At 58.4% G+C, this 13,349-nt stretch carries 8 protein-coding genes; 5 read left to right on the forward strand and 3 right to left on the reverse strand.

Annotated features, from left to right (window positions below):
- Positions 1 to 7 precede the first annotated feature (7 nt).
- Positions 8 to 2,803: a TIM-barrel domain-containing protein gene (locus B9A24_RS07250; RefSeq protein WP_084444512.1), complete on the reverse strand. Its 2,796-nt coding sequence runs from the start codon at positions 2,801 to 2,803 to the stop codon at positions 8 to 10.
- Positions 2,804 to 3,268: 465 nt separating this feature from the next.
- Here B9A24_RS07250 and B9A24_RS07255 point away from each other — a divergent pair, with 465 nt between their 5' ends.
- Positions 3,269 to 3,619 carry a hypothetical protein gene (locus B9A24_RS07255; protein ID WP_084444513.1) on the forward strand — a complete coding sequence of 117 codons (351 nt, stop codon included), beginning with the start codon at positions 3,269 to 3,271 and terminating at the stop codon, positions 3,617 to 3,619.
- Positions 3,620 to 3,726: 107 nt separating this feature from the next.
- Positions 3,727 to 4,068: a hypothetical protein gene (locus B9A24_RS07260; protein WP_084444514.1), complete on the forward strand. Its 342-nt coding sequence runs from the start codon at positions 3,727 to 3,729 to the stop codon at positions 4,066 to 4,068.
- A gap of 228 nt (positions 4,069 to 4,296) precedes the next feature.
- On the opposite strand, the gene ggt is transcribed toward B9A24_RS07260, so the two are convergent.
- Positions 4,297 to 6,048, reverse strand: a complete 1,752-nt coding sequence (gene ggt / locus B9A24_RS07265; protein WP_084444515.1) for a gamma-glutamyltransferase — start codon at positions 6,046 to 6,048, stop codon at positions 4,297 to 4,299.
- Between the two features lie 248 nt (positions 6,049 to 6,296).
- On the opposite strand from ggt, the gene B9A24_RS07270 reads away from it, so the two are divergent.
- The gene (locus B9A24_RS07270) at positions 6,297 to 8,339 is read left to right on the forward strand and encodes an alpha-amylase family glycosyl hydrolase (protein ID WP_084444516.1); all 2,043 of its coding nucleotides are present in this window, start codon (positions 6,297 to 6,299) and stop codon (positions 8,337 to 8,339) included.
- Between the two features lie 189 nt (positions 8,340 to 8,528).
- Here B9A24_RS07270 and B9A24_RS21565 read toward each other — a convergent pair whose 3' ends face one another.
- Positions 8,529 to 8,741 (reverse strand): hypothetical protein, encoded by a 213-nt coding sequence (locus B9A24_RS21565; RefSeq protein WP_143434814.1) that lies wholly within the window; start codon positions 8,739 to 8,741, stop codon positions 8,529 to 8,531.
- A gap of 157 nt (positions 8,742 to 8,898) precedes the next feature.
- Here B9A24_RS21565 and B9A24_RS07275 point away from each other — a divergent pair, with 157 nt between their 5' ends.
- Both B9A24_RS07275 and B9A24_RS07280 read left to right on the forward strand, forming a co-directional pair.
- Positions 8,899 to 11,013 (forward strand): M13 family metallopeptidase, encoded by a 2,115-nt coding sequence (locus B9A24_RS07275; protein WP_084444517.1) that lies wholly within the window; start codon positions 8,899 to 8,901, stop codon positions 11,011 to 11,013.
- A gap of 163 nt (positions 11,014 to 11,176) precedes the next feature.
- On the forward strand, positions 11,177 to 13,273 hold the full coding sequence (locus tag B9A24_RS07280) for a M13 family metallopeptidase (RefSeq protein ID WP_084444518.1): 2,097 nt from the start codon (positions 11,177 to 11,179) through the stop codon (positions 13,271 to 13,273).
- Positions 13,274 to 13,349: the final 76 nt, after the last annotated feature.

The raw sequence follows: 13,349 nt of genomic DNA on the forward strand, positions 1-13,349 counted from the left end.
GAACTGCTTAGTTGGGCCGCAACAGCACCAGGCGCTGATGCTGCCCCAGCATCTGGGCCGTGTACACGCCGTTGGGTAAAGGCTGTCCGTTCTGGTCGTTGGCGTTCCAGACTTGCGAATGCTCCCCAGGGGTGGAGGCCAGGGCGAACGTGCGTACCACCTGGCCGCGGGTGTCGCGGATGGTTAGCGGATACTGGCCGGGCGTATGCAGGGTGTAATTGAGCGTAGTTTGGCTGCCAAAAACCCGGTCGCTGGGGGCGCCTAATGTCAAGGGCTCGGGAGCGGCGTGGGAAGCAGTGGAGGGTAAGCGCAGGCCTTGAATGGAAATAGTAAGCGGCTGGTTCTGCCAGCGCGTCTGCACGTGCAGCGTTTGGCTGGCGGCTTCATAGCGCCAAGCGTCGGCAGGGGCGGGCTGGCCAGCTACCAGCACGGCCGTAGGCGCGGATACCACGCGCGGAAGTAGCAGTTCAATTACGCGGCTGGGGGGTATTTGGGCGTAGCCCTGGTCGCTGGCAGTCAGGCGAATATCGGTTTGGGCAGCCGTGGTAGTACCGGCGAAGGTCAGCAGTTGAAATTGCCCCCCAGCCAGGGCCTGAGCCGATTTGCCGTCATCTTCATACAAGGTAAAGCTGGAGCGGGGTACGCTATAATCGGCGTAAAAGCGCACGCGCAGGGTATCGGTGTGGTAGCGGGCCGTGGTGTTGACGTAGGGCGCCAGCGGCAGGAAAGCGCCGGCGCGCACCAGCAGCGGCACGTGCTCTAGGGGCGCGTTTCTGCCCACAATTTGCCCCCCAGCCAGGGTTTCGTGGGTGTAAAAATCAATCCAGGTACCGGCGGGCAGTTGCACATTGCGCCGCCGCTGGGCGGGCTGCACCACCGGCGCCACCAGCAGGTTCGGGCCGAGTAAGTATTGATCATTCACGTTGCCGAGCTGCTCGTTGGCTGCGCCGGTGGCCTCGTAGTTCATGGGGCGTACCAAGGGCGCGCCGCTTTGCGAGTTTTCCCAAGCCAAGGTATAGAGGTAAGGCAGTAGCTCGTAGCGCTGACGCGCAGCAGTACGCACAATGCTTTTGTAGGGCTCGGGGTAATAGTAGGGCTCGGGCGGCACGCCTTCGCCGTGGGGCCGCATAATGGGGCAGAGCGCCGCCATTTGCAGCCAGCGCGTGTACAGCTCCGGGTCGATGGGGCCTACGCAGAAGCCGCCGGCATCGGAGTGCATGTAGCCCACGCCCCCCATGCCCACGCTCAGCATAATGGGAATCTGGGCCTGAAAGCCCGACCACGACCGGTTGATATCCCCTGACCAGGGAAATACGCTGTTGCGCTGCATCCCCGCCCAGCCCGAGCGGGCCAGGTTGAACAGGCGCTCCTGCGGGTATTCCTGAGGGTAGTTTTCGGCAAAAATGCTGGCCCAAGCCTGTCCGTAAGCGTTGTGCACCTGGCGAGTGGGGCCAAGTACGTGGTGCATCTGCTCGGGGTGGTTCTCGGGCTCGCCCAGGTCGCTCCACCAGCCGCCCACGCCTTCCATTTTGCGTTTTTTGTAGTAGCTCCACAGCCACTGGCGGGCGCTGGGCTTAAACATATCGAGCAGGGAAGCCGGCCCGGCCCAGAACGAAGCCACCGTGAAAGGTCGCCCCACGGAGTCCGTCCCGATCAGGCCCTGGGTGCGCACAGTGGAGTCGTTGCGGGAGGCGCGCATCACGTAGGGCTCCGAAATCAGAATGGTTTTGACGCCGATGGAGTCCAGGCCGCGCATCATGGCGGCGGGCTTGGGGAACTTCTGGTAGTTCCAATCGAGGTTGCCCTGATCTTTCGTGGTGCCAAACCAGTACAAGTCCAGCACCAGCGCATCCAAGGGAAATCCTTCGCGGCGCATGCGGCCAGCTACGGCTTCCGTTTCGGCCTGAGACCGGTAGCCAAATCGGCTCTGAATCAGGCCCAGCGCCCAGCGCGGCGGCAGCGGTTGGCGCCCCGTAAGGGCCGTGTAGCGGTCCAGAATAGTAGCGTACGAGTCGCCGGCCACCAGAAAATAGCCTAGGCTGCGCAGGCTTTCACCCCCATACTCCAGGACGTTTTTGGTAGTCGCGCCCAGGTCGAGGTAACCGGCCGTATGGTTGTCAAAAAACACGGCGTAGCCCCGGCTCGATACTACCACGGGCAGGCTCAGGTTGAGGTTTTCGGTGCCGTTTTGATACCCATAGCGGGCCTGGTTGTACAGCTCCAGTCGCCGCCCCCGCCGGTCCAGCGGTAAGGCGCGCGCGCCGGTGCCGTAGAGTTGTTCGCCGGGTTGCAGGCGCAAGCCCACGCCTACGCTTCCCGGCCCCGAACTACCCGTCGCTACCCGCCGAAATGCCCCCCAGGCCTCCGAAGCTAGCGTGTCGAGGCCCCGCAGCAGGTGCACGCGCAATGGTTTTTTGCTAACCACCACCTGTAGGTTTTCGGTTAAATCAAGCGTTAGGGCCTGGCTGCTTGCACGCACGCCGGTAGTCAGGCCGGCGGCCGGGATAGTCACCACGCTCACCGACGAATCGGGCCGTACGGGGCTGCCAGCGGGAAAATACTCGATGCGCACCACGCCCGTTGCCCAGGGGCGCACCCGCAGCGTGGCCCCATCGGTAGCCCGAATGCTGAGCTGGCCGGCGCTATACTGGTGCGAGCGGTAGGCGGCAATCGACTGAGCGGGAGCCGCGGGGCGCGGAAACGGGTCTTGGGTGGGCGGACCATCAGCTTCGCGCTGCCCGTAAGCTCGCAGGCTGAGCACAGCCAAAAGTGGGAGGATGCTGAAGCGGAAAAAAGATTGCATAGGGTGGGGCTTGGCAGAGCAAGATACAGGATGCAGTTGGGTTGGAAATACCCCTGCCACAGCTCATATGGAAGCCGGCCAGAGGCCGTCTTTGGCGGTCGGCGCGCTACCCCGCCCGACGGCATCGGGATGATGTAAGTAAGCACCCCGGAATGGCGGACTACTATTGCCCGCCTTAACAAAAAAGTAACGGCCGCTTTTGACAAAAGCGGCCGTTACTTTTTTTATTTCTAGTGGCTGATGCTGTGTAGTGCCGCCTATTTGCTGCCAGGAGTCGCTGGGGAGCAAATTAGACTTTAAGAACGCTATAAAGTCACTTATATGCCGCTTAACAGGGAAGCTTTTGATTTGTTTTTAAGTATCTGATAGTGAATATGTTGCACATAATTATGTACGGGCTTAATCTCAACCGCACGAAAGCTGGCTCGTAAGCTCAGCATCTACCAACCAAAACCCACTACCATTATGCAAGATTCAGGCAATCCTTCCGGCACCGCTCAATTAGATGCTACTATTCAGGCCCTGCAGGGCGGCGACCTCGCCGGATTAGCCCCCCAGGCGGGCGCCAACATTCAAAGCTGGATCAGCACGCTCCAGAACTCTAATAACGGGCAGCTTTCGGGCATCGCCTCCGAGTTGGAGCGCCTTAATGATGCTCTGTCAGGCAGCTCACCCGATACCATGCAGGTGCAGCAGTCGCTACGCACTCTGGGCGAGCACACGACCCGCGCTGCTGAGTCGGCCGACCCAGGTGCTCAGGACAAAGTGCGTCAGCTAGGTCAGGCCCTCAGCTCAGCTGCTAGCCAGATTCGCTAAGCGTTAATTTGCCCCCCGCAAATCAGACTGCCGCTACAAGGTGATAGTTTGATTTGCGGGGGGCAAATCGGCTTCTGTACTTGTTCTTTAGTAAGCCTTTCTCTGCTATGTCAACATCCGCGAATAACCTCGCCCACCTCGATTCGACCCTCAACTCCCTTAGTGGTGGTCTGCACGAAGCCCGCCAATGCGCTACTCGCAGCGTCAACAGCTGGATTGATACTCTCAAGGTTAGCGCCGACGCTAGGTTGAATGGCGTGGCCCGCGAGCTGGAAAACCTTAAGGATCTACTCGCTTCGCCCATGCCCGACACCACGCAGCTCAGCCAGTCGCTCACGAAGCTGGGCGAGCATACTACCAAAGCCGCCGCTGGTGCCGACGGTGCCACGACCGACAAGCTCCAGCAGTTAGGCCAAATGCTCAGCAGCGCGGCCAGTCAGTTGAAGTAAAATTCCGATTTGAGGAAGTGAGAAGGGGGTGATCAGACGCAATTTCGTAGCGTCTGATCACCCCCTTCTTTTTGCATTAAGCCTACTTCCAAAACTCGTCATGCAGAGCGGTAGCGAAGCGTCTCGCCTGCGGACGTTGTCATGCTAATCAACGAAGCGAGCGGGATGTTTCGCTACCGCTCTGCATGACGAGTTTTGGTGCGCAATGAATGCTAAACCCTAGTAATCTCAGTAACCCATTGCCTTGTCGTCGCCTCTTGGGTCGGCGCCGCCTTGCAGGTGCCCATCGGGCAGCACGCGGATGGCATCGACGCGGCCCCAGGCACTACGGGGGTTGATCTTATAGCCGCGTCGCTGCAACGTGTCGCGGGCGGCCGGGAGGAGGGCATTTTCCTCGGCGTCAATCTGGTCGGGTAGCCACTGGTGGTGCAGGCGCGGCACCGATACCGCCTGCTGCATGCTCATGCCATAGTCGAGTACATGGATAATGGTTTGGAGCACACTGGTGATGATTGTGCTGCCGCCGGGTGTGCCCACTACCATGAACAGTTTGCCAGCCTGCGTAACGATAGTCGGCGTCATGGACGAAAGCATGCGCTTACCGGGCTCAATGGCGTTGGCGGTGCCGCCCACCAAGCCGTAATAGTTGGGCACGCCGGCTTTTACCGAGAAGTCATCCATCTCATTGTTCAGCAAAAAGCCCGCGCCGGCCACTACCACTTTGCTGCCGTAGCTGCCATTAAGCGTAGTAGTGCACGATACGGCATTGCCGGCAGCATCCACGATGCTGTAATGGGTGGTTTGGTCGCTTTCGTACACGGGCAGGCCCGCGCCGGCTTGGACCTCAGAGGAAGGAGTAGCCCGCCCATTATTTTCCAGCGTGCCCATGCGATTCTTCACGTAGTTGGAGTCGGTGAGCTGGGCTACGGGCACTTGGCCGAAGTCCGGGTCGCCGAGGTAAGTGGCGCGGTCGGCATACACCCGGCGCTCGGCTTCCGTGATATAATGCACGGCCAAAGGTGAATGCCAGCCGGCGGCGCGCAAATCGTAGGGCTCCAGCATTTGCAGCATTTGCAACAAAGCCACGCCGCCGCTGCTGGGTGGGGGCATCGCAATCAGATCGTAGCCCCGGTAGCTGCCGCGCAAGGGCGTGCGCCATTTGGGCTGATACTTCAGCAAATCCTGCTCGGTAATGATGCCGCCGCCCCGCTGCATCTCCGTCACGATTAATTTGGCCGTTGGGCCCTGGTAGAAGCCCGCCCGGCCCTGGTCGCGGATGCGCTCCAGAGTGCGGGCCAGGTCGGGGTAGCGAATGGTGTCGCCAGCCTGCCAGGGGCGCTTATCTCCATCGGGCCGCACATAAGCGGGCGTATTCTTGGGATTGTACTTAATGAAATCTGGCCGGGTGCGGTTGAGGCCAGCAGCTTCTTTACCCGTGAGCACCACCCCGCGACGAGCCAATTCTACGGCGGGCTGCACGAGGTCGGTCCAAGGGAGCTTACCCAGCTTCTGGTGCACGGTTACCATGCCAGCCACCGTACCCGGCACGCCTGCCGCCAGGTGGCCCGCCGTACTCAGATCAGTGATGATATTGCCTTGCTTATCCAGGTACATGTCGCGGTTGGCGGCGCTGGGGGCCATTTCCCGGAAATCGAGCGCGCCTATGCTGCCCTCGTACCCCCGATACAGAAAGAAGCCGCCGCCGCCGAGGTTGCCGGCCGTGGGGAAAGCCACCGCCAGGGCAAACTGGACCGCCACGGCCGCGTCGTAGGCGTTACCGCCTTTCTGTAGTACTTCCAAGCCAATGCGCGAGGCCTCCGGGTGCGCCGACACGACCATCGCCTGGGCCGTGATGAGGCCCGGCTCGGAGGGTGGCAACGGTGCCGCCAGTGTGTTTTTGGGGGCGACGGAGGCGGTTGGCGTGGTGGTGGTGCAGGCCAGCAGCGCCAACAAGGCAAAAGAGTAAAAGCGAGACTTCATGCAGGTAAGATAGGGCTTACAGCCGTTACCAAGCTTTGTGCCTCTTTTAGTAATATAGAACCGATAGAATATATATTTTAAAAGAAGGCAAAAACTGCCCCCAGCAGGGCGGACTACGTTGAAAAGATGAAAAATAAGGCAGCTTTCAGTAGCTTAAGAACCGAACTGCCCCGCTAGGGTCGTTTCCCGCTAAGGAGCAGGCGATAATCCGGCGGTAATGATAGTTTTGCCTAAACTCCAGTTGCGCTATGAAAACTCCTGACCTCACCGCTGCCCCTACCACCGTTCTGCCTCTCGTGCGGCAGGACTCCTGGCTCGAACCCTACGAACCCGTGCTGCTGGCGCGGCAAGAGCGCCTGCGGCAGCGTTTGCAGGAAATTGAGCAGTCGCACGGTTCCCTCAGCAAGTTTGCCACCGCTCACCAGCAATTGGGCCTTAACTACGACGCCCGCCGCCGCGGGTACTGGTATCGGGAGTGGGCACCGGCGGCTGAGGGACTGTTCTTGGTGGGTGATTTCAACGGCTGGGACCGCGCCGCTACTCCCTTGAACAAGGGGGAAAATGGCGTGTGGGAGGTGTTTTTGCCAGATAAAGAGTACAAAGACCGACTCACGCACCACAGCCGCTACAAAGTGCACGTAGTGACAAGCCAAGGGGCAAAAGACCGCCTGCCGGCTACGCTACGCCGGGCCGTGCAGGACCCCGACACCAAAGATTATACCGGTCAGGTGTGGCGCCCCGAAGCTCCCTTCACCTGGACCGATCAGAAGTTTCGCATTGCCAACTACGTACGCGAGCCCTTCATTTATGAGTGCCACGTCGGTATGGCTACCGAGGAAGGGAAGGTGGGGAGCTACCTGGAGTTTGCCGAAAAAGTGCTGCCCCGAGTCCAGACGTTGGGTTACAACTGCCTACAGCTTATGGCCGTGATGGAGCACCCGTACTATGGCTCCTTTGGCTACCATGTGGCCAATTTCTTCGCCGTATCGTCGCGGTTTGGCACGCCCGAGGAGCTGAAGCACCTGATAAATGAAGCGCATAACAGGGGCATCGCGGTGCTGCTGGACGTGGTGCACTCACACGCCGTGAAGAACGAGGCCGAAGGGCTTGCTGATTTTGATGGTTCCGGGGGGCAATATTTCCACGCCGGACCTCGCGGCAACCATCCCGGCTGGGATTCCAAGCTATTTAACTACGGGCAGCCGGAGGTGCAGCAGTTTTTGCTGTCCAACCTGCGCTACTGGCTGGAGGAGTTTCACTTCGATGGCTTCCGCTTCGATGGCGTGACGTCCATGCTCTATCACCATCACGGTGAGGGCGTGGCTTTTAGTACCTACGCGCAATATTTTGGCCCCGAGGCCGATGAAGATGCTATTCTCTACCTTCAACTGGCTTCCACGCTGGTGCAGGAAATAAAGCGCGGCGCCTTGCTTATTGCCGAAGATATGAGCGGCCTGCCCGGCTTATGCCGGCCTATCAGCGAGGGCGGCATAGGCTTCAACTACCGCCTGGCCATGGGCATTCCCGATTACTGGATTAAGCTGCTCAAGCACCGCCGCGACGAAGACTGGAACCTGGGCGAGCTGTGGTACACGCTCACCAACCGCCGCGTAGGTGAGAAAACGGTGGCCTACGCTGAGTCGCACGACCAAGCGTTGGTGGGAGACAAAACCTTGTCTCACTGGCTGATGGATGCTGCCATCTATACCCACATGCATCACGCAGACCCTGACCCGGTAGTAGCCCGTGGCATGGCACTGCACAAGATGATTCGTCTGATTACACTAGCGCTGGGAGGTGAAGCCTATCTCACCTTTATTGGCAACGAGTTCGGTCATCCTGAGTGGGTAGACTTTCCCCGTCAGGGCAATGACTGGAGCTACCACTACGCCCGTCGGCAGTGGTCATTGGCCGATAACCCGGAGCTTAAATATCAATACTTGCTGGCCTTCGACCAGGCAATGATCGGCATGGCCAAATCGCGCCGCCTGCTGGGGGCTGCTCATGCCCATCTACTCAACAATGACCCTGAAAATCAAGTGCTCATCTTCGAGCGTGGGGGGCTAATTTTCGTGTTCAACTTCCATGTGGAGCGCAGCATTCCCGACTACCGCTTTTTCGTGCCCGCGCCGGGCCGCTACCGGGTTATTCTGTCCTCCGATTCGCCTCAGTTCGACGGCTTCAACCGCGTGGATGATGCCCTGATCTACGAAACTTTTCAAGAGCATAAAGTAGCTGAATTGAGCCTGTACATAACGAGTCGCACGGCTTTGGTGCTGGCGCGGGGGTAAGTTTTTGGGGAGCCACGTAATAGATTGCGATAAAGAAGAAATAAAATGTTGTGATGTGCTTCTTATATAAATAGGACTTACGCGGTTGCCTGTGGGAAATCGCCTCTACTGCCCCTGGGGGGCTTTTTTCAGGTTGCCACCGTCGCTTTTGTGACTATAGTACCTGCTTGATTTTCAATATCTGTTATTTCAGCCGCGTACCTCCTGATACATAGGAGGTACGCGGTTGGGGTTTTCGTATTTTAGATACTGAACGCGCCCACAATCCTGGCGGAGGATTACATCCGCGTGGTCCACCACGGTGGCAAATACGGTGTGCAGGAGGTGTGCAGAGGCGGATTCGGGTAAGCCCGTCATCGCCTGCAACTGGCCTCTACAGGCCAGAAGAACCGTATACTTCATCAGGCAAATTTCGGCAACAATCCACTAGTCGGTATAAGCTATAGTATTAACACCCTTCTGGTTTTCTTATGCGTTGGGTATAATTTATCGGTAATCCATTTGGACGGTTTCCCTTATCTTTCTTGCCTCAATCTCCTTTTCACTCATCCAAGTTCCTATGAAAAACCTGAATAGTCTGACGCTGGCCGCCGTGGCCGCAGTGAGCCTCGCCTGGGCCGGGTGTAGCTCGTCGAAGACGCCGACTACCTCGGATACCGCTTCGACCACTTCGCCCGCCACGACTACTACTGAGGTGCCCGTGGTGAAGGGCGTGGGCCTGGACCCGGCTAATATCGATTCGTCGGTGCAGCCCTGCGACAACTTCTTTCAGTACGCCTCGGGGACCTGGCTTAAGAACAACCCGATTCCAGCTGCCGAGTCGCGCTGGAGCTCCTGGAACACACTCATCAATCAGAATGAGGCTGTAATGCGCCAAATTCTGCAGGAGGCTGCCGCCAACACCAGCGCCGCCAAAGGTTCTAACGAACAGAAAGTAGGCTATTTTTACGCCTCGGCCATGGATTCGGCGGCTATTGAAGCGGTTGGCTTAAAGCCCATTCAGCCCGAGCTGAACCGAATTGCCGCCATCAAGGATCTGAAAGGTCTGCAGGCGGCACTGGCGCGGCAGCAGATGCTGCGGACCCGCTCCGTATTCGGGGCTGGCGTGGCCCAGGACCGCAAAATCAGCACGCAGTATGCGGTGTATCTGTCGCAGGGCGGCCTGAGCCTGCCCGACCGCGACTATTATCTGAAAGAAGATGGGCGCTCCAAAACCATCCGCACGGCTTACATGACATATTTGACCAATATGTTTAAGCTGCTGGGCGATAATGAGGCAACGGCCGCCAGGAACGCTAACACCGTGATGCGTCTGGAAACACGGCTGGCGAAGGCCTCAAAGGACCGCGTAGCGATGCGCGACCCGTACGCCAACTACAACAAAATGACGGTGGCCGAGGCCAACAAGCAATTCCCGAACATGAACGTGCCCGGCATGTTGCAGCAGCTAGGCGTGGGTTCAGCGAAGGAGGTAATCGTAGGGCAGCCTGATTTCCTGAAAGAAGCCAGCACGGCGCTGAAATCGGAGCCGCTGGCCGATTGGAAAACCTATCTGCGCTGGCACGTAGTATCGTCGGTAGCCGATGCGTTGCCAAAATCATTCAACGATGAGTCATTCCGCTTCACGCAGGTACTGACGGGTGCCAAAGAGCAGCAGCCGCGCTGGAAGCGCATGCTGCGCTCGACCGACGGTGCGCTGGGCGAAGCATTCGGCCAGCTCTACGTGGATAAGGCTTTCACGCCTGAAACCAAGGAGAAAGCCCTGGAAATGGTCAGTAACATCCGCGAGGCAATGTCGGAGCATATTCAGCAGCTGGAGTGGATGAGTGCGGCCACCAAGACGGAAGCCCAGAAAAAGCTCGACGCCTTCGTGGTGAAAATCGGTTACCCCGATAAGTGGAAAGACTACTCGGCGCTGAATATCTCGCGCGAGTCGTTTTTGCAAAATACGCTCAACGCCCGGATGTGGGATTATAAGTACAATGTGAGCAAGTTTGGCAAGCCCATCGATCGGGGCGAGTGGGGCATGACGCCGCCCACAGTGAATGCGTACTACAACTCTTCGCTGAACGAGATTGTGTTTCCGGCTGGCATCATGCAACCGCCGTTCTTCGATCCGAAGGCCGACGACGCGGTGAACTACGGCGGCATGGGCGCGGTAATCGGTCACGAAATCACGCACGGCTTCGACGACCGGGGCCGCCAGTCCGATGCGGAAGGCAACCTGCGCGACTGGTGGACGAAGGAAGATGCCGAGAAGTTCACGCAGCGCGCCGACATGGTGGGTGCGCAGTACAGCGCCTTCACGCCCCTCGACTCGGTATTTGTGAACGGCAAACTGACGATGGGCGAAAACCTCGCTGACTTTGGCGGCCTGAACATTGCCTTTACTGCCCTGCAGAAGCAGCTGAAGAAGAAGTATCCGAACGGAGATGTGCCTAAGTACGACGGCTTTACGCCCGAGCAGCGCTTCTTCCTGTCGTGGGCTCAAATCTGGCGCACCAACGCCCGGCCGGAGTATCTACGTCAGCAGGTTTTGACCGATTCGCACTCACCCGCGCAGTACCGCACCAATGGCCCGCTGATGAACATGCCCCAGTTTTACGAGGCATTTGGCTGTAAGGAAGATGCCAAAATGGTACGTGCCCAGAATCAGCGCGCCCGCATCTGGTAACAACCGGCTTGGTTTAATTCATGCATAAAAAAGGCCCCCATAACCTCGTGGGGGCCTTTTTTATGCTATCAGACTCTGTGCCTTCCTTCCACGCTCCAGCTTTTTCTTTATCTTTCTTCACCGAATTATCTATTTCCTCTCTTTTTTGCATTTCCACCCACTTATGAAAAAACAGAAAAGCCTGACCCTGGCTATGGTAGCCGCGACCGGGCTGGCCATGGCTAGCTGCGCCACCAGTACCCCACCAGCCACCACCGACACCACCGCAACTACAACTACTGCCCCAGCCGGAGAGGCGATGGTAAAAGGCGTGGGGCTGGATGTAGCTAACCTCGATAAGACGGCTGATCCTTGCCAGGATTTTTTTCAGTACGCCAGCGGCAACTGGCTGAAAAACAACCCGATTCCCGCCGCTGAGTCGCGCTGGGGCAGCTTCAACGAGCTAGCCGATAAGAACAACGCCGTGATGCGGCAAATTCTGGATGAGGCCGCCGCCAACACCAGCGCCGTCAAAGGTTCTAACGAACAGAAAGTAGGCGACTACTACTACACGGCTATGGACTCTATGGCCATTGAAAAGGCCGGAATTACCCCTCTGAAGCCGGAACTGGACCGCATTGCGGCCGTGAAGGACCTGAAGGGTTTGCAAGCATTACTGGCACGCCATCAGATGCTGCGCACTGGCGCCTTCTTCGGCGCTTACGTGGGGCAGGATGACAAGATCAGCACCCAGTATGCTGTCAGTCTGTACCAAGGCGGCCTGAGCTTACCCGACCGCGACTACTACCTGAAGGACGACGCTCGTTCCAAAGCCATCCGCACGGCTTACCAGACGTATTTGACCAATACGTTCAAGCTGGCCGGTGACAATGAGGCCGCCGCCGCCAAAAACGCGGCGACGGTCATGCGCATTGAGACGCGCCTCGCCAAAGCCAGCAAAGCCCGTGTGGAGCTGCGCGACCCGTATGCTAACTACAACAAAATGACGGTGGCCGAAGCCGGTAAGCAATTCCCAAACCTGGGTTTGCCTACGCTGTTGGCTACCAGCAAGTTGGGTGCCGCCAAGGAAGTAATTGTAGGGCAGCCTACTTTCTTCAAAGAAGCCAGCACCCTGATGAAGGATTCGCCGCTGGCCGACCTGAAAACCTACATGCGCTGGCATTTCGTGACTTCCATGACCTCGGCGCTGCCCAAGTCGTTCGTAGCTGAGTCGTTCCGCTTCAACCAGGTGCTCAGTGGTGCCAAGCAGCAGCAGCCGCGCTGGAAGCGGATGTTGCGCGCTACCGACGGCGCGTTGGGCGAAGCGTTCGGCCAGCTCTACGTGGACAAGGCTTTCACGCCCGAAGCCAAGGCCAAGGCGCTGGAAATGGTAAATAACCTGCGGGCCGCTTTCTCGGAGCACATTCAGAAGAACACCTGGATGAGCGCCACTACCAAGGCCGAAGCGCAGAAAAAGCTGGACGCCTTCACGGTGAAAATTGGCTATCCGGATCAGTGGAAGGACTATTCAGCCCTGACCATCAGCCGCGATTCGTACGCCCAGAACGTGATTAATACCCGCATCTGGGGCTTCAATGACAACGTGGGCAAGTTCGGGAAGCCCATCGACCGCAAAGAGTGGGGCATGACGCCGCCCACGGTGAATGCGTACTACAATCCGTCGATGAATGAGATTGTATTCCCGGCTGGCATCATGCAACCGCCGTTCTTCGATCCGAAGGCGGATGACGCCGTGAACTATGGTGGTATGGGCGCCGTAATTGGCCACGAGCTAACTCACGGCTTCGACGACCAAGGGCGGCAGTACGACGCCGAGGGCAACCTGCGCGATTGGTGGACGAAGGAAGATGCCGAGAAGTTTGAAGCCCGCGCGGCCATCGTAGGCGCGCAGTACAACGCTTTCTCGCCCCTCGACTCGGTATTTGTGAACGGCAAGCTGACCATGGGCGAAAACCTCGCCGACCTCGGCGGCCTGAGCATTGCCTACACCGCTTTGCAGAAGCAGCTGGAAGGCAAGCCTAAAACCAAAATCGACGACCTGACGCCGGAGCAGCGTTTCTTCCTGGCGTGGGCCCAGATCTGGCGTACTAATGCCCGCCCCGAATACCTGCGTCAGCAGGTGATGACCGATCCGCACTCGCCGGCGCAGTTCCGTACCAATGGTCCGCTCCAGAATATGCCACAGTTCTTCGAAGCCTTCGGCTGCAAGGACGACGCGAAAATGGTGCGTGCTGAAACCAAGCGCGCCATTATCTGGTAAAGCATTTGGCTTCCGAAGTACACCAAAAAGGCGGCCCGCACTACGCGAGCTGCCTTTTTTTGCTAGCATAAGCGAG

Source organism: Hymenobacter roseosalivarius DSM 11622, from assembly GCF_900176135.1.
In the GTDB taxonomy this organism is placed as follows: domain Bacteria; phylum Bacteroidota; class Bacteroidia; order Cytophagales; family Hymenobacteraceae; genus Hymenobacter; species Hymenobacter roseosalivarius.

Excerpts from the sequence above, each read along its gene's own strand:
- B9A24_RS07250 (WP_084444512.1), bottom strand. The coding sequence starts at position 2,803 with ATGCAATCTTTTTTCCGCTTCAGCATCCTCCCACTTTTGGCTGTGCTC.
- B9A24_RS07255 (WP_084444513.1), top strand. The coding sequence starts at position 3,269 with ATGCAAGATTCAGGCAATCCTTCCGGCACCGCTCAATTAGATGCTACT.
- B9A24_RS07260 (WP_084444514.1), top strand. The coding sequence starts at position 3,727 with ATGTCAACATCCGCGAATAACCTCGCCCACCTCGATTCGACCCTCAAC.
- ggt (WP_084444515.1), bottom strand. The coding sequence starts at position 6,048 with ATGAAGTCTCGCTTTTACTCTTTTGCCTTGTTGGCGCTGCTGGCCTGC.
- B9A24_RS07270 (WP_084444516.1), top strand. The coding sequence starts at position 6,297 with ATGAAAACTCCTGACCTCACCGCTGCCCCTACCACCGTTCTGCCTCTC.
- B9A24_RS21565 (WP_143434814.1), bottom strand. The coding sequence starts at position 8,741 with ATGAAGTATACGGTTCTTCTGGCCTGTAGAGGCCAGTTGCAGGCGATG.
- B9A24_RS07275 (WP_084444517.1), top strand. The coding sequence starts at position 8,899 with ATGAAAAACCTGAATAGTCTGACGCTGGCCGCCGTGGCCGCAGTGAGC.
- B9A24_RS07280 (WP_084444518.1), top strand. The coding sequence starts at position 11,177 with ATGAAAAAACAGAAAAGCCTGACCCTGGCTATGGTAGCCGCGACCGGG.